We start from the raw sequence: 16068 nt of genomic DNA, 5'->3' as shown, positions 1-16068 counted from the left end.
CAATTGGTTATTTATAATACGAGTTTCCCCGCATGTTTTCATGGTTCGTTGGTTGTGGATTCATGCATTTCTCACTCTGGATCTGCGATATAATCACAGGTCTTGTATTTAAACTCGGGAGGAATCTGGCGTTGTTCCAAATCAAGAAACATGTCCGATACAAGCTGCTTAAATACAGCACTGTGCTTATCCGCTTTCTCCTGATAATACTCGGGCGAACGGCTCAAAAAGGCATTGGAATTGGATGCCAGATGTTCTTTTATGTGCGTATGCCCAAAGCCTAAGCGACGCTCATGTGTAGCCACCAATTCATTGTTTACAAATATCTTGACCAATGTGCGGGTGTAAATTATATGGCTGCGTTTACCAATATGGATAAAGGGGACGGAGTAATAATGTTTGTCGCGTGCCAGGCAAACAAACCCATCGTTACGGACTTGCAAATTGCAGGTAAACTTCATTTCATAAGGCTGTTCGGGCAAAGGGGAGAGCGTGTCCTTTTCAACCGCAAAAAATTGTTCTTCACGGCTGTAGGGGCGTTGTTGCATCCGTGTTTGATTGTGTTCAAGCATTTTTTGCGATACCGCTTCATTCAAATCCTCCAATGAATAAAACGTGGTGCTGCGCAGCTTGGCATATACCCGTCGGTAAATGATCTTCACCTGGTTCTCTACCAATGCCTTGTGTGTAGGAGAATATGGGCGGCAGGGAATGGTTACAAAGTGATAATGGTTGCCCATGTCTTCCAATGCTTTGTTCAGCGTTGGTTCATACCTGTCTGCCTTTATTACAGCCGATTTAAGGTTGTCGGTTACCAAAATCTTGGGTACGCCCCCAATGGCTTCCAAACACTTGGAAATGGCATGTAGAAAATCCTCCACCCGTTGAGAGGGAATGCACATCGCAAAGGCATAATCCGTGTAAGGCAAACAGGCCACAAATACTTGCACCTTGGTTATTTCACCTGTTTCTGTGTTTATATATTCCATTGTATCGCCTGCAAAATCGACAAATAATTTTTCGCCCGGTACATACGTATCACTCAACACCGTTGTAGGTTTAGCGGCTGCTAATTGCTGTTTTAAGTGATGGAAAAACTGAGTCTTACGATAGCCGTCAGGATGCTTGGCGATATATTCCTGCCATACAAGAAATCGGGTTACATGTTTGTGCCCCAACGAGGCTTTAAAATGTGGCAACTCATCTAAAAACGTTTGGTGCCGGTAGTCTGTATATGCCGGATTGCCTGCCCTGAAGCGTGCTTCAAGTTCGGGATCTTCCATGCTCAAGGCTTGTTTTAGCGTCAATGAATCAAGGTTAAAAAACCGAACATAATTATTGACCGTCTCTTTGTTTATGTCCAAATCCTTGGCTATTTGACGGTTCGACACTCCGTTCCCGCTCAACTGGAGAACTTGTTTTATTCTACTCATACTTGCTGATTTTCCTGCCATATTGCCTTTGCTCAGTTGGGTGATTATATTGTTGCAAAGGTGCGAATGAACGTTCGAATGAACGGATATGCTCCGGAAAGAACTGGGAACAAAAACACTACTATCCAAAAGCGAACGGACATGCTCCGGAAAATGGGTATTTCTCGCCCACCGAAAATAACGTGAACGGATATGCCCCGGAAAAAGGTGCCCGTGAACGGGCATGCTCCGGAATTCAAGAGTTTTTGTTACAGTTTTTTGTCTTCTCATCCTGTTTTAAGCCTATTTTTAGCGAAAACAGACATGAAAAACGTGGTTTTGAAGGATCAACTTTCAATTTGGAACTGAAATGTTTCTACTCAAAAGTGGGTGGGTATGCTCCGGAGTAAGCATTCGGCCTGCCACGTATACTGAATTTTCTCTTAGACCGGGGATACCAGCCTGAGATTTGGAATTTTCTAAGTTCTACTGGAATCTCTTGGAATTAGTTGGAGTTTTCTGAAAAACTCTGGCATTTGTTGGATTTTTTCCAACGGTGTGGCAAAAGGTCGGCCAAGTCTAAATCGTAGTTGTTGTTGTACAATGAGATTCTGGTAAATACATCGGTCAACCATTCCCGGGGATTCACATCACTGGCTTTACAGCACCCCAGCAGGGAATACATGATGGCAGCATTCTCTGCCGACTCATGATTGCCACAAAACAAATACCCCTTTCTTCCTACGGCCAGTGGCCTGATGGCATTTTCGGCCAGGTTGTTGTCAGGCAGGTAGCGGCCATCCAAATGATAGCGGGACAGACGCATAAAAAGATTGTAGGTATAAGCCAGCGCTTTGCCCATTCTACCACCCGGCAGCGCTTTAGGGTAATATCCTTCAATCCATTTTTCAAAGGCACGCATAATTGGATAGGCCAGCCGTTTTCGAAGTTCAGCTCTTTGCCGGAAATCCATTTCCTGGTCAGTGGCCATTTCTTCAACTTGATAGAGTTTGGCTATTTGTGCCAATGCATACCCTGCTCCGGCTTTGTCTTCGGGAAGACTTTCGGAGAATTTGCGGCGCGCATGCGCCCAGCAACCCAGGAGCAAAACACCTTTCTTTTGCTCATAGATTGAGTATGCCTGATAACCGTCGGTTTGAACAGCTCCCTGGTAATTTTTCAAAAGATCAACCACTACTTTCCCGGCCCGGGAGCCTTTATCGTAGTGAAAGAAAACAAGGTTGTCCATTACCGAGCGGACCATCCACAGGTAAGCTTTACTGGCTTTGTGCTTTTCGTTATTGATAACCGGGATGGTGTTTCATCAACCTGGATGTAGTCGGATGCCAGAATGAGTTCTTTTAAGCGAAGATAAAGCGCCCGAAGTAAATCGCTGCTGCCCTGGAACCAACCATTAACCGTTGATGCGGGCAATCTTACCCCGACCATCTTTAATATGGCAATCTGACGGTGAAAAGGCAGGTGGTAAAAATATTTGTTCATCATCAGCTCGGCCAACAACGAAGGGCCGGCATTGCTTCGGGGTAAAGGCAACAGCGGCATGGATGCAATACGGATAGCCGGGATTTCCTCCCGGTCCTGTGCATTCGTAATATTTTCTTCTCCTGCTGATTGCTTTACGGCGTATTTTGGGCGTTCTATCCGGCGTACATAAATCTCGCCGGGTTTGTGTTCAAGTATCTCTGTTACTTCCTCGCCAATGCGTACCCAGTTATCCTGGACACCTTCGGGCTCTATGACTTCTATCTCCCGTCTGAGGTGGTCTGGAAGCGGCTGGCGCACAGCCTTCTTTTTCTCTCTTTCAGGCTTGCGCCGTTCATACTCGATTAATTCCTTTTCTGCATCTTTTATGGCGGTCTGTTCTTCAGGAAGTACATCCAGTCCATCCCAGTCAATCTTTCTTTGATTGGGATCTTCTGCAATATGCTTTTCGCTGGATTTCCCAAAAAACTTGTGGCGAAACCAGGCCAGCTGATCGGTAAGCTTATGGATCTGCTGGTCTTTTTGAGCTACTACAAGCTCGAGTTCCTGATTTTTGGACTCCAGCTCTTCCAGTGCCCCGTTATCGACTTTTCGCAACCGGGAAAGCTCCTGGAAGAGCTCATCACGTTCCTGAAGAAGCTCCTGGATCAACACATCTTTACCGGTTGCAAAATCGCTCATTTACCACTGCTTGATTATGAGCGTAAAGATAGTAAAATCAAGACTTTCAGCCAATTTTTGGTGCCTGAAAAAAACTAAAAAAGTGCTTCGCTTTGTCGCTTTTTCAAGAGCCTTTTTTTAGGCTTCACATTTTTTACAATCATCATTAAATCGTGCCAATCAATGGACTGAGATGTGAGGGCTTCACCGAAGGTGGGAAGCTTAAAAACCCCACTTTCAAGCTTCTTGTGATAGATAACCAGGCCACCGTGCTCCAGGTGCAGAATCTTCATGATGGTGAGTCTTCGGTTGACAAAAATGAAAACCTCACCGCTTTGAACATCGCGTTTCATGACCGAGCTTACTATGCCACTGAGGGTGTAAAAGCTTTTGCGCATATCCACCGGTGCCGGATAAAGAAAGTACTTTAGCTTACCATGTAAATGAAACATCCGGCTCTAATCAAACAGGTGAACAATGGCTTTTAGCAAATGCATATCGGCCTTATCTCTTATCATCATTTTTGTACCGTTGGGAAACACAAACTCGATGGGAGCCTGATTGCCTGGGATACCGGAACTATTGATGGGAGCCTGGATTGTCCGCCGACTGGCAACCGGTAAGTTGGAATCAAAGACCAGCGGAACAAAACTCCCGGGCTGATGCCGCGACATCTCACCCAATTGTTTCTTCCAGTAGTAGAATGTGGAAGGGGCAAAGCCCTGGTTGGAACAAAAGTCCTTTACGTTCAAGCCCGACTCCTGATACTCCTGGAAGAGCTTCTCAAATGTTGATCGTGTCATCCTCATTTTTTTCCATCAAAGAAACGGCGAGATCCCCTGGCTGGCAATATGTATTACGCCGAATGCTTACGCTCCGGAATATGTGGCAGGATATGTTGGAGTTCTTCTTTTGTGATCATTAGTTTATTTTAGATGCTAATTTAGTTTAAAACTTATCACTTTTTGTTTCGTCAAACTGTCTTTTATGCTTGGCTTGAATGCCTTAGTTAGTAGTGGTTCTTTACATTAAATTCTGCAAAAGTCTGTAAGATATTTCATGCTATAAAATCAGTATTTGAGAATTCAGCAATGCCTTTTTGTAGATCACATGAATCACAATGTAATTCAATTAAAATTTCTATTATTTCTGAAAGACTCATATTTTTTTAATTGTCTTTCTGAAATTGAAGGCGGGTATTTGCTTATAACATCCTCGAAATGTTTTTGAGTAATCTTTACTCTATCCTTTAGCGCGTTACGAGAGGCTTCATTAACTAAAAAACTAATGTCACTTGACACGTAAAGTATTGTTAATTCTGCAAGTCGTCTTAGATCAATATTTTCATCAACCGGTCGTCCATCTAAAAACATTTTAAACATTGCATGCCGGGCTTCAAAATCAGGTGGAGCAAGATATATAACCTTATCCATTCTTCCTGTTCTTAATATTGCAGGATCAATTTTTTCAGGGCGATTAGTTGCAGCAATTATAAAAATACCATCTTTATTACATTCGGTCATTTGAGCGAGGAACTCATTTACTTCACTAGCATAATGGTGTCCTAAATCGCCCTCCCTATTAGGTAAAATGGCATCTAATTCGTCGATAAAAATAACAGTAGGAGCTTTTTCTCTTGCTTCTTTAAATACCTGACCAATTTTTTCCTGTGTACCATGAACATAAATACTCGCTAGATCAGATGGTTTTAGTTCAATAAAATTAAAATTGATTTCTTCGGAGAACTGTCTTGCGATAAATGTTTTTCCACATCCTGGTGGTCCATATAACAACATCCCATTGGGTACTGAAACTTTATATTTTTCATATAATTCTTTCTCTTTTAAAGGCAATAACACATCATTGTATAAAGTTTCTTTTAATTCTGTCATCCCTGCAATTGCATCAAAGCCTTTCCCTTTTTCCTTTATTTTATTAATCGTTTCTACCGAATTTGAATCAGATTGTTTTTTCCTACTATTATATATAGTTGAAATTAGGTCAATTGGTTGAGTAATTAAGGCAGTATAAAATTCGATAGCATTTAGATACCTATCTTCAAGATTTAAAGAAATCGCCTTCAATATGATACTGTCATAATGTTCGCTGCAGGCAGCATTATAATGGGAGGGTTTCCGGGGTTGTTCTTTGCGAGCAGAAATAATCACATTGGATAGCTGTTCAAAATCATCTTGATCAATGTTTTCAAAATTATAGTTCCAAGGATGAACTCCGGTTACCATTTTATAAAAAATCAGTCCAGCAGAAAAAACATCACTAGCAGGAAAATAACTATTCCAAAAACACTCTGGAGCAAAATATTGATAGCGACCTGCTGCATTAGTTATTGTTGATATTGGATTAATTGATTGTGCAAGCCCAAAGTCCGCCAATTTTCCAACAATTTTATTGTCGTCATACGAAAGCAGCAAATTATCCGTATTTATATCCCGATGAATAATTTGTGGATTTTGCTGATGCAGAAAACTTAATCCATTCAATAAGTCAGTTTGAATATTTAAGGCTTCTACAAATGGTAATTTTGAAAAACGCGATAGACGTTGAGTAAGTGTTTCACCAGAGACAAAAGCCATTGTAATAAAATAATAAACTTTACAGTTTTTAGTGAATTCATTGGCTTCAAAAACTCTGACTATATTGTTATGCGTAAGATTAGAAAGAATTTTAGCTTCCTGAACCAATGTTACGATATTGGTCTTTTGTGAATATTCTTCTTTAAACACTTTAAGAACTTGCAGACCCAAGTATTTGTGCTTAACCCTATAAACTTCGCCAAATCCACCTTCTCCAATGAAAAACTGGACTTCATAGGTACTATTAATTACATCTCCTTTAGCTAATATTCCATTTGATAAGTTCTTCATCTCATTAAAGTTGAATCATCATTTTCTGAAATTACGGCTTTTTCTTTATCAGTCAATAAGGTGAATAATTCCCTTACAATTTCTTCAATTTTCATTTTTGAAGGGTTGGTGGATATAATTTGTTTTGCTTCATCCAATAAAGTTCTGGCACGAGAAGGGTTAATCCATTCATGCGACGAAAAATTGTTATCGAAATCTTTAATATAGTTAATCCAGAAACCAATATCATCGCGAACTAACGTAAAATTAAAGGAACGAATTTGCTCCATCAATTCCTTGGCGATTTTTACATTCATCTGTTTACAAACTTCTTTTGCCTGTAATTCCAATTGTTCAGCTTGTTTTTTAGTTTTGTCATTGCCATATCGCTGATTATTGTTTTTCATTCTTTCAAGTAGCCAATTCAATTCATCTTCAATGGTTGGCCATTCATTTTCTTCTTTAATTCGATCAATTTGTTTAAGCACTTCCCTTAATCGTTCCATTACCTGAGTTTTGGTATTGTAATCCCCTTTCCCAATTTCAAGCAAAATTGCTATTTCGCTCAATTCAGTTTTCATTTTTGCAGTTTCACTATAATTAACAAGAATTGCATCAGATTCTAAATCGGATAGTAATTCTTTAGCCTGTATTATTTCTGACATCAACTTGTCAGCATCAAATTCTGTTTGTCTCTGCTCTGGTACGTTCAATTCAATGGTTTCATCAAGATATGGGAAATATGCCGAAAATTGAATCCTTCTCGATGAATCAATATCCAATACGATTTCGACATCGCTGTTTGCAGGTAGAAATTGTGGCAAATCCTCACCGGAAATAATGACCAGATTAATAAGTTCATTCAGTATCTTTTTGGAACCATCTTCTTTATAACCACATTCATAGATTTCAATTTTAAGTTGATCGTTCTGATTCCCGGGACGTATATCTTTTTGTGTTTTAAAAACATCTTTCCCTTTTGCCGGTAACGATGTGTTTTTTTCTAAGCCTTTTAAAGTATATACTCCAATCTTACCCATTGCCGGATCAAAAAGATCAATTCCAATGTTATAGGGCAATGTTGCATTGGCAACTTTTAATCCTTGAATAATTGTAAATTCAGATGGTTCACAGGGTAAGATGTTCCCTTTGTCGTCGAATAAGGTAATAGTAAAGCAATTTGATTTATTGGGATTAAGAAGTAAAGAGATTATTTCAGCATCATCAACAATCTCAATTTTACCCGAAGACCAGGCATTGTCATTTCGTAATATTTCTGCAAAAAGTTGACCTGATAGTGATTTTGAGGAATGATTTCTATATACTAAAAGTCCAAGTTTTTCTTCGGTCTCAACTGTTGTTTCAGGATATTTGAGTGTAAGCTGAACTTTGGTTGTGTCTCTTTTTTGTTGGTTTACAGGAATGTCTTTTGTAGCTGCAAACAGGGCTGAGCCTTTCGCTACTACTGTCATTGGATCAATAGATGTTTCGATGTTGGAACATATTTGTTCTTTCAACATTCTGCGAAGCGTTTGAGAAAAAGTTGGACCGCCAACCAAAAGAATTGTTTCCAGAAACGATCCTTTCAAATTATTTCTTTCCAGTAGATTCAAAGAAATATCAATTGCCCGTTGAAATATTGGAGAAATAACTTCTTCATATTGTTCTATTCCGATTTCCAATTCAAGGATTAATTCGTTTCCTTCATCATCTATACCCAAATCATCTGCATAAGGTGAAGCAGTTTCATTTAAGGATAATTCTATTTTGGTTTCCTCTGCATATTTTTTGAGAACATCGCGAAGAAGGTGTTGCCCCAAATCATTTTTCATCACTTTATTCAACTGGAATTTTTGTTTTAATTCCGGTATAAACAAATGATCAACAATCGCATAATCAATATTCTTGCCTCCCAAATTGTTGTCGCCTTCAGTATCAACAACCTTCATAATTCCATCGTCAACCTTCATTAAAGCAGCATCAAAGGTTCCTCCGCCAAAATCGAATACCAGCCAATAACCTTTCATATTTTGAACATCCAATCCGTAAGCAATAGATGCCGCAATGGGTTCCTGTAATAATTCGCAATAAGCAAACCCGGCTAATTCGGCTGCTGTTTGTGTGGCATTTAATTGATTTTGTCTGAATTTTGCAGGTACAGTTATAACAGCCGACTGAATTGTTTCATCAAGTACATAACTCTTCAACTTTTTTAAAACTTCTGATGAAAGTTCCTCCGATAAAAACTCTTTACCAATGTTGGGACACAGGTATTTTTTATCCGTTCCCATTGTCCGTTTGAACTCAAAGAAAGTATTTGACCCAGAGTCAATGCCCTTATTTTGAAATTCCTTTAACGCTTTTTTTGCATCAGCATCAATTTGGTTAAATGCCTTTAGCCCAACAAAAATGGTCTTTGCCCTATTGATATGAACAACCGAAGGGGTTGTGTCCATCTGACCATCGTTGCTTTTAATGATCTTGATTTCACCATTTTCTAACCGGGCAATAGCTGAATTAGTTGTACCCAAATCAATACCGTAATCAATTTTTTGACGTGCCATATATTTGATTTTTAATCTCCTGTACTAACTTCAACTTCTGCAACCTGAACAAGTTGTCCTTTATAATTAATCTGTGGTTTAATTACTTTCGTAATTATTTTCTCACCGGTATTCATGCTTTCCGAAGGAATAAACCTTGCCTTTACAGTCATACCATCATCGAATGGTTTATTTAATAAGACTGGCATTTCAAACTCCAAAATATTAAGTTCTTCCTCCAATCGGTCGAGTGATTTTGACAGTTGTGCAATACCATTGATGTCCGAAGGCATGGATGCTAACCTTTGTCGCATCCGTGTAATCTCGTCTGCTACTTTGAAAGCTAATGAGTTGTTTATTTCTGGATTTGATGGGAATTCTGTGAACATATTTTGTTTGTAAGGGATGGAAAACTAATTAACTCGTATTTTACTTCTTATTTCTTTCTTATCATCTTCTGAATATTTCGGACTTAATTTAGATAAAAACAGATCAATTTCAGCCTGGTTTTTTAGAAACAAGAAACCAACATCATTTAACCTGAATAATTCATAAACTTTAAAAAGGTGAATATTTGATTTTTTCAGCCGTGGGATTTAATAACCCATATGCTGAAAAGAAAATTTGTTGTCTGCGATTGTTTTCGATTGGTCATTTTAGAGGTTGGCCTGTTTAGTTTTAGACCAAAAATTGTGTGTATTTTCTTCACAGAACATAGGTATTTTATCTTGTGCTTTGCAAGTGCCTGATTAATATGTATTTTTGAATATAGTTGGGTTGTTGCTAACGGCGCAACTGTCCGATTTCGAGGAAGTAATTCTCAAGCAGTTTGGCTTGCGGGCATGAAGCTGGAAATTCCACTTTTATTTTTGTCTTCATTTGTCTAACCTGGGCAGCAATTTTAATGAACCTTTCACGTAATGTCTTCATCGTAACAGCTGCCAACCCCTTTGTTTTTAGCATGTTCTCCTGCAACGAGTGCATCAGCACATAAGCGGCTGAATGCAAGAATAACCTGAACTGATTGGCATAAAAGCTATTGCACGACATCCGGCCTGATTGCAGGTAGTTTTTGTGGTCTTTGATATTGAGTTCCATCCTGCCCCGTCCGCAGTACCCTTGTTCGTAAAGTGCCTTTGTCCGGTATTCCCAAAGGTCGGTTACAATAAAACGAATATTGGATCCTTTGCTTGTCACTTCGATTTTAACAATCACGCGTTGCTGGTTTTCCCAACTACCCGCTTTGTAGCCAAATGAGTGATAACGCTTTATGGGTTTGGCATATCTGGCAAATTCATTTTCGCAACTCTTTACAAGAGTTTCAACACTCGAATTCAATACGCTGTTTCCGGTCAAGCCAGTTATAAAATGGATATTGGGTTGTCCAACGCACCAGTCCATCAACTCTTTGCTGCAAAAGTGGCTGTCGCCCCGAACAATGATCACCGTATTTTTCCACGATTTGCGCAAATGGGCAACAAGCCTTTTGAGTATCCCAAAAACATTGGCACTTTTGCTGCGCCTGCCTGGTTTGAGTATGGTGGTAATCAGTTTTCCCGACAAGCCTTCATAAATGTGAAGGGGCATGTAGCAATACTCTCCGTAATAGTTATTGAACAGGGTTAACTGCTGCCCCCCGTGGGTATCAATGTTGGTGTCATCGCAATCGATAATAATCACAGGAGGTTCCGAAGGGTAGGATTCAATAAACTTATTGGCAAAGGCATACGCGATGTTGTACAGTTCACTGGCTCTTGGGGTGTTCTCAAAACGGGTCATAGTTGATTGAGATGCCAAGGCATTCCCTGTCATGGGCAAACGTCCAACACTCATTTTCAGGATCGTGTCATCGCGCAAGGTATTGCAATCATTGGCATCTTCATATCCAGCAACAATCTGATATACCCGCTGTGCAGCAATCTCTTCCAAAGAGTGGTCAACATAGCTTTGATGCCGGGTGTCCTCAATACAAGTAACCAGCGACTTGATGATGCCAATCCGGCTCTCGATATCTTTGACCAACAGCAAACCACCATCTGAAGAAATCTCAGATGCAGTAAAACTTACCTCAATACGCTTATTGTCAATTGGTTGTAAATCGAAGAGTTTTCCCTGGCAAATTGCAACGTCTGTTTGCTTGTCCAGAGTTTTTTCGGTAATTTTATTTTCTGAAGAGCTCATGGAAATACGGTTGTAAGACGCTGTAAGATAGTAATTTATCTTTAATTTTCGTGAGCTTTTCTTCGTTTTTGTGAATTATTCAGGTTAAATCAAATTTTAGTCTATTATTTTTCTGTATTAACTTATTCTCCTCCTGAAGTATTTCGATATTCCGATATTCCGAAATTTCCAAATTTAATTTTAGCCCATTTACTTCAAGAGGGATGTATCTCCATTCTCGCTCATTATAAAAACATGTTAATTCTTTCGCGAAAAGATTTTCCTTTTTATTATACAGCCTTCCTTCGTATGATTTATAATTCATCATCAATAATGAAACTGCATTATTATAAGCTCTAAATTCTTCATCATTCAATTTTTCTTGAAGTAATCTTGCCATCTTTATCAGAATACTCAAACTAGTTATAGTCAAACTCTTTGAATGAGCATAAACTACTGCCGATAAATGATTATCTTTTCCCCAATTCTTTTTCATCCCAATACCATATTCCCCAAATTTGATTTTATGAATCTTATGACGACTTAAAGGTATATCACAAAAACATACTATAGGAAATGCCATTCCTTCAATGAAATATTCAGTTTTGTTTAGATAATCCAAACCTTCCATACAATAAAAAGGCATGAAAAAATTATTCATAATACTAACCAAATGATTCAGTTCCGTAGTATAATGAAATAAGTAATTCGCACTCTCTTCCTCTGGCAATAATTCTTGACTCAATTTATTTGAAGAATTCATCGCTATTAATATTTCGTTGATTCATATTGCCGTTTCTTACTGTATAAAGTGTTATTTCTCCTGTTGTATAGCTGATACCTTCATTGGTTTTGGTAATATTTATGTGTATCAGGTCATCTGCGTTGTCAGAGAGACTAAAACTAAAATCAGTATCAAAAACTCCTTTTATTGATCCTTGATTCAACGTCTTTTCTGGATTCCAGTCATTCCCATAGAAGACCTTTACCTTATAAACACCTTCCGGAATATTTGTCATTTGATAATCTGTACCAGCTCTGATGTATTCATTTCTTATTGTTGTACCGGTATAATTATTTACTAAACAAGCAATAGCATCTGTTGAATTTCCATTTTTAAAAGTAATCCAACATTTTGAATCATAATCATATATTCCTTTCCCAAAAACATCATCATAAGGCGAAAACCCATTTTGCAATTTATTTCCAGCCCATCTTGAAACTTCTTTCGGACGTGTATAGTTTTCAATTTTATTTGTGATAGGCTTGTTATTACCTAATTGATTATTACTGGATGATGAGTCTTTTTTATTATCCGGGCTAAATACGGCAAACAATATAATAATTGCAAAAAGTATATACCAAAAATACGCAAGCACAATTTTGACAAGCTTTTTAAAGATTTGCTTACTAATATTCGGCTTGTTTAATGGAATATTAATTGTTTGATTAAAACTTGGTTTGGTTTTATTTCTCTTAGATTCCTCTTCCTTTCGAAGACTTTCCCGTTCTTGTACTTGTCTATGTACTTCTTGATCCTTTCGTAATCTCTCTCTTTCTTCGTTTTGTTTATTTTGCTCCTGTTTAAATTTTTCTTGTTCCCTCTTTTGGGCATCAGAAACCCAATTAATAAAGAAAACCATATTTTCATCTACTCTTTTTCTGGCATTTCCATCTATAGCAATTGTATTTGCATAATGGACAAGTTCCAGAATCTGATTGCCTTCGGATAACAGTACCTCTCGATTTTTTTGAGTGGTATTAAAAAAAACAATACCGCAATCGAGAAGGCTGTCTGAAAGATTATTTGCTAGTAACCGGTATTGATAATTGGTATAGGACAAAATCTTTCTGACTGCGAACAAGTCCTCATTTGTTGTATTGTATAAATTGTATCCGAGAATTAAACCCTCCAAAGGTGTATTCTTAAGAAAATCTTTTGTCTTTTTGAGTGAATTTTCAATTTCAAGAATAGGTCTGCCAATAAATTTATGAACTATATAATTCTGATTAATATTTGAGAAAGAATAAAAAGCATCAAGGAATTCAATGAGTTTAACTCCTTCCTCTTTATTAAATTGTGGTTTTACGAAACTGTAAATATCATCAATAAAATACTTTTCTAAAGCTTTTATATCAATGTTAGCATGTTCCCCAATTATTTTTGTAGCAAAAGAATTAAAGGCATCACTGTTTACAATTTTACCAAATAGCGTAATTGTCAAAGGAAACTTATAGTGAAATTCCTTTTCTACAAAACTACATACACACAAGTTTGCAGTTAGAAGATTTACTAAAGAAGAAATATTTGATGTCCTAATTTTTGTTTGTGTGTCTTCTTTTGAAATCCGATGAGTATAGGACATTCTAAAATTAGAAAAAGTGACTTTTTGTTTGCCAAAAACGGAGACGCCAATAAAATTACCCTTAATCGGATTCACCAAAGCCTTTACACCAAAGAAACGCCCCTTTTCTGCGTAATATTTGTCATTAACATAGAAACTAAATTCATTTTTATTCGAATCGTAAGTGATTCTTAAACAGTTTTTTGATTTTAAATTTAAATTATCAACTCGCTGCCATCCGTATAAGTTTTGATATTTTCCATTAACTACTGCATCAAAAAATAGGTTTCCATTTGCAGAAATGCCAAAACGGTAATAATTATTTCCAGAATCTTTAGCAAAAACAATAGAATAAAGTTTATTAAAATCTTCGCCCTCTAACCATTCACAGTCAAATTCAATTTCATAGTCAGCCGTATAGTCAAAAATAATTTCATTAAGTAACCAAAAACCATTATCATTATTTGAATTTAAGATCAAATGATTTTCTATTCTTTTTGAATCGATATTCAAAGGAATGAATGGAATTATGTCATCGTGCAAGCAAAAACTTATTTTTTCTGATTCATACGTTGAATTAAAATATTCCTTAATATTACTAGTGGCATTCAAGAACATCTCTTCGTAAATACTATTAGCAGCATCAAAATAATTCGTTTTCTTCTCCAGAAACTGTGCCGACTGGTATATAAACTTACCATTGAATTCTCTGCTATCTTCGCCCCGGTCTAAAATTCTTAAATTATTCAAAAAAGTTTTATCTAATTCATTTAATTCGATAAACCATAGTAATGTGTAGTAAAGTTTTTGGTTAGGGTTTTCTAGTTTTTTTTCAGAATCTCTTATGTTTTCTATTGTTCTGTTAATTTCACCAAAAAATAAATCAGTCTCATATTTTGGTTTTTTACCCATTTCGGCATAAACTAAAAGGTCAGAAACTCTTTTTGCAATTTCTTTATCTGTGGCATCATGTTTTAAACCTAATATCCGAAATGGATTATTTATTGAGCTTGAAAAATGAGATTTACTTATTTTAGATTTTCTGAAAAACTCAATATCAAACTGAAATTCTTCAGTGTCTGATGTCCTGGGGAATTGCAGTAATTTTGTCTTCCAGTTTAAATAATTTGTTTCTAATTGTGCTGATGCATCATTTGTTTCTAATTGTGCTAATGAATAATTATTTACAATTTCCATTAAAGTTATATCCTGAAATCTTTCTTTAAAATGTATTCCATTGTCTTTTATGTTTTTATCCTTGTCAAATGCGAGTTCAAGTAATATATCCAAATCATTAAAAAACCATTGCGCTATATTTTTCCAACAATTCTCAGTTTCTGCACCTTCCTGTAAAAATCCAATTGATAATAGTACTTCCTTTTTGAATAATTTTCCAAATAATATCATGACTTTATCCAAAGACAAACGCAAATTGGATGGAGCATAAACCTCATTCTTTATATCCGATTTACTACTTGCATAAGTTAATGGTTGATTAATACTTAGATAGGTTTTATAGAAAAAGAGAAGTGCAAGACTTTTGACGTTTTCAAAATTTAAGGCACTAATTGTCAAATCAGAAGCATAATCGATAGCTTCTTTATAAATATTTACCCTTAAATTTGAAAATATTACCGTTTGCTTACCACATACACTGAAACCATATTTATTACCATAAAACTGTCTATATTGTGATGTTTTATGAATTAATTCCTTGTTAATATAAAACTCCAAACAATTATGATTTCGCCTAATTTCTATATGGTTCTTGCCTTTTTTACAAATAACATCTGAATACTTCCATGAAAAAAGGTCAGAATCAATCTCAATACCTTTACAATTTCCATTAACATCATTTGCTAAGTAATAATATCCTTCAGCCGTTATTCCAAAAGAGTAATAATTATTTTTCAGAAATTCTTTTCCCCAAAAAAATGAAAACCTCTTATTATCAACACCATCAAGCCATTCACAACTATATTCATAGCTGAAATTGCAATCTTCATTAAATGTATAGGTTGAATTAGGTTCAATCCAAATTTCATTATCAGTTAGATTTTTTACTGTTAATTTATCATACTCCTTTTCCACTATACAATTCGGATTATTTTCTTCTTTAAAATCATTCAGTAGAATCGCATTCAGCAGATTCGAACGTCGTTTTATTCTACCTTCTTTTAAATTCAAATCATTTTCCAAATATTCAGCAAATCGATCTATGTTGAAAAGGCTATTATCTATTTGATATTGATTAAATGAAAAAAGTGCATAGTACTTTCTCTTTATCGGATCTTTTAATTTTTCTTGTGCGATTTTTAACGTTTTAATATTCCGGGTAGGTATGGGTTCTCCTTTATTGGTAGATAAACTATTAAAATATAGAGTATTATATGGATCAACCAATATCTTATTATAAAACTCATCAATCGGAAAAGAGACTTCCTCTCCATTTGTTAAAAGTCTTAAGATTTCAAAAACGCGTTCAGAAATAATAGTTTCATCATTAGTTGGCTCCAAGCCTAATATCCGAAAAGGATTATTAAGAATAGCGTTCATTCGGTTAGTAATTTTATCATAACTG

11 protein-coding genes are annotated in these 16068 nt (G+C 36.6%); all 11 read right to left on the bottom strand.

What is annotated here, in order from left to right; all coding sequences use genetic code 11:
• Positions 1-71: 71 nt before the first annotated feature.
• The 11 genes from istA to AC6H3C_RS13985 all read right to left on the bottom strand — a co-directional run bounded on the left by istA (position 72) and on the right by AC6H3C_RS13985 (position 16043).
• Positions 72-1433, bottom strand: coding sequence for an IS21 family transposase (gene istA / locus AC6H3C_RS14035; protein ID WP_497516026.1), 1362 nt, complete (start codon positions 1431-1433; stop codon positions 72-74).
• Between the two features lie 484 nt (positions 1434-1917).
• Positions 1918-2676: an IS66 family transposase gene (gene tnpC / locus AC6H3C_RS14030; protein ID WP_497516025.1), complete on the bottom strand. Its 759-nt coding sequence runs from the start codon at positions 2674-2676 to the stop codon at positions 1918-1920.
• The gene (locus tag AC6H3C_RS14025; protein ID WP_497516024.1) at positions 2661-3596 is read right to left on the bottom strand and encodes an IS66 family transposase; all 936 of its coding nucleotides are present in this window, start codon (positions 3594-3596) and stop codon (positions 2661-2663) included. Before AC6H3C_RS14025 ends, tnpC begins: the two co-directional genes overlap by 16 nt.
• Before the next feature lie 74 nt (positions 3597-3670).
• The gene (gene tnpB, locus AC6H3C_RS14020) at positions 3671-4027 is read right to left on the bottom strand and encodes an IS66 family insertion sequence element accessory protein TnpB (protein WP_497515904.1); all 357 of its coding nucleotides are present in this window, start codon (positions 4025-4027) and stop codon (positions 3671-3673) included.
• Between the two features lie 6 nt (positions 4028-4033).
• Positions 4034-4378 (bottom strand): IS66 family insertion sequence element accessory protein TnpA, encoded by a 345-nt coding sequence (tnpA, locus tag AC6H3C_RS14015; protein ID WP_497516023.1) that lies wholly within the window; start codon positions 4376-4378, stop codon positions 4034-4036.
• A gap of 324 nt (positions 4379-4702) precedes the next feature.
• A complete protein-coding gene (locus AC6H3C_RS14010; RefSeq protein ID WP_497516022.1) occupies positions 4703-6460 on the bottom strand; it encodes a protein kinase domain-containing protein in 1758 nt (585 codons plus the stop codon).
• Complete coding sequence (locus AC6H3C_RS14005; protein ID WP_497516021.1) at positions 6457-9003, bottom strand: Hsp70 family protein; 2547 nt, start codon at positions 9001-9003, stop codon at positions 6457-6459. The genes AC6H3C_RS14010 and AC6H3C_RS14005 overlap by 4 nt, the downstream gene beginning before the upstream one ends.
• Positions 9004-9014: 11 nt before the next feature.
• Positions 9015-9371: a hypothetical protein gene (locus tag AC6H3C_RS14000; protein WP_497516020.1), complete on the bottom strand. Its 357-nt coding sequence runs from the start codon at positions 9369-9371 to the stop codon at positions 9015-9017.
• Positions 9372-9765: 394 nt separating this feature from the next.
• Complete coding sequence (locus tag AC6H3C_RS13995) at positions 9766-11163, bottom strand: IS1380 family transposase (RefSeq protein WP_497515887.1); 1398 nt, start codon at positions 11161-11163, stop codon at positions 9766-9768.
• A 79-nt stretch (positions 11164-11242) separates the two neighbouring features.
• On the bottom strand, positions 11243-11905 hold the full coding sequence (locus tag AC6H3C_RS13990; RefSeq protein ID WP_497516019.1) for an abortive infection system antitoxin AbiGi family protein: 663 nt from the start codon (positions 11903-11905) through the stop codon (positions 11243-11245).
• The gene (locus AC6H3C_RS13985; protein ID WP_497516018.1) at positions 11889-16043 is read right to left on the bottom strand and encodes a hypothetical protein; all 4155 of its coding nucleotides are present in this window, start codon (positions 16041-16043) and stop codon (positions 11889-11891) included. Before AC6H3C_RS13985 ends, AC6H3C_RS13990 begins: the two co-directional genes overlap by 17 nt.
• Positions 16044-16068 lie beyond the last annotated feature (25 nt).

The organism is Gaoshiqia sp. US2, from assembly GCF_059705485.1.
Note: the sequence above shows the minus strand (reverse complement) of the source record. Positions and strands in the feature narration are given on the sequence as shown.

Excerpts from the sequence above, each read along its gene's own strand:
- istA (WP_497516026.1), bottom strand. The coding sequence starts at position 1,433 with ATGAGTAGAATAAAACAAGTTCTCCAGTTGAGCGGGAACGGAGTGTCG.
- tnpC (WP_497516025.1), bottom strand. The coding sequence starts at position 2,676 with ATGGTCCGCTCGGTAATGGACAACCTTGTTTTCTTTCACTACGATAAA.
- AC6H3C_RS14025 (WP_497516024.1), bottom strand. The coding sequence starts at position 3,596 with ATGAGCGATTTTGCAACCGGTAAAGATGTGTTGATCCAGGAGCTTCTT.
- tnpB (WP_497515904.1), bottom strand. The coding sequence starts at position 4,027 with ATGTTTCATTTACATGGTAAGCTAAAGTACTTTCTTTATCCGGCACCG.
- tnpA (WP_497516023.1), bottom strand. The coding sequence starts at position 4,378 with ATGACACGATCAACATTTGAGAAGCTCTTCCAGGAGTATCAGGAGTCG.
- AC6H3C_RS14010 (WP_497516022.1), bottom strand. The coding sequence starts at position 6,460 with ATGAAGAACTTATCAAATGGAATATTAGCTAAAGGAGATGTAATTAAT.
- AC6H3C_RS14005 (WP_497516021.1), bottom strand. The coding sequence starts at position 9,003 with ATGGCACGTCAAAAAATTGATTACGGTATTGATTTGGGTACAACTAAT.
- AC6H3C_RS14000 (WP_497516020.1), bottom strand. The coding sequence starts at position 9,371 with ATGTTCACAGAATTCCCATCAAATCCAGAAATAAACAACTCATTAGCT.
- AC6H3C_RS13995 (WP_497515887.1), bottom strand. The coding sequence starts at position 11,163 with ATGAGCTCTTCAGAAAATAAAATTACCGAAAAAACTCTGGACAAGCAA.
- AC6H3C_RS13990 (WP_497516019.1), bottom strand. The coding sequence starts at position 11,905 with ATGAATTCTTCAAATAAATTGAGTCAAGAATTATTGCCAGAGGAAGAG.
- AC6H3C_RS13985 (WP_497516018.1), bottom strand. The coding sequence starts at position 16,043 with ATGAACGCTATTCTTAATAATCCTTTTCGGATATTAGGCTTGGAGCCA.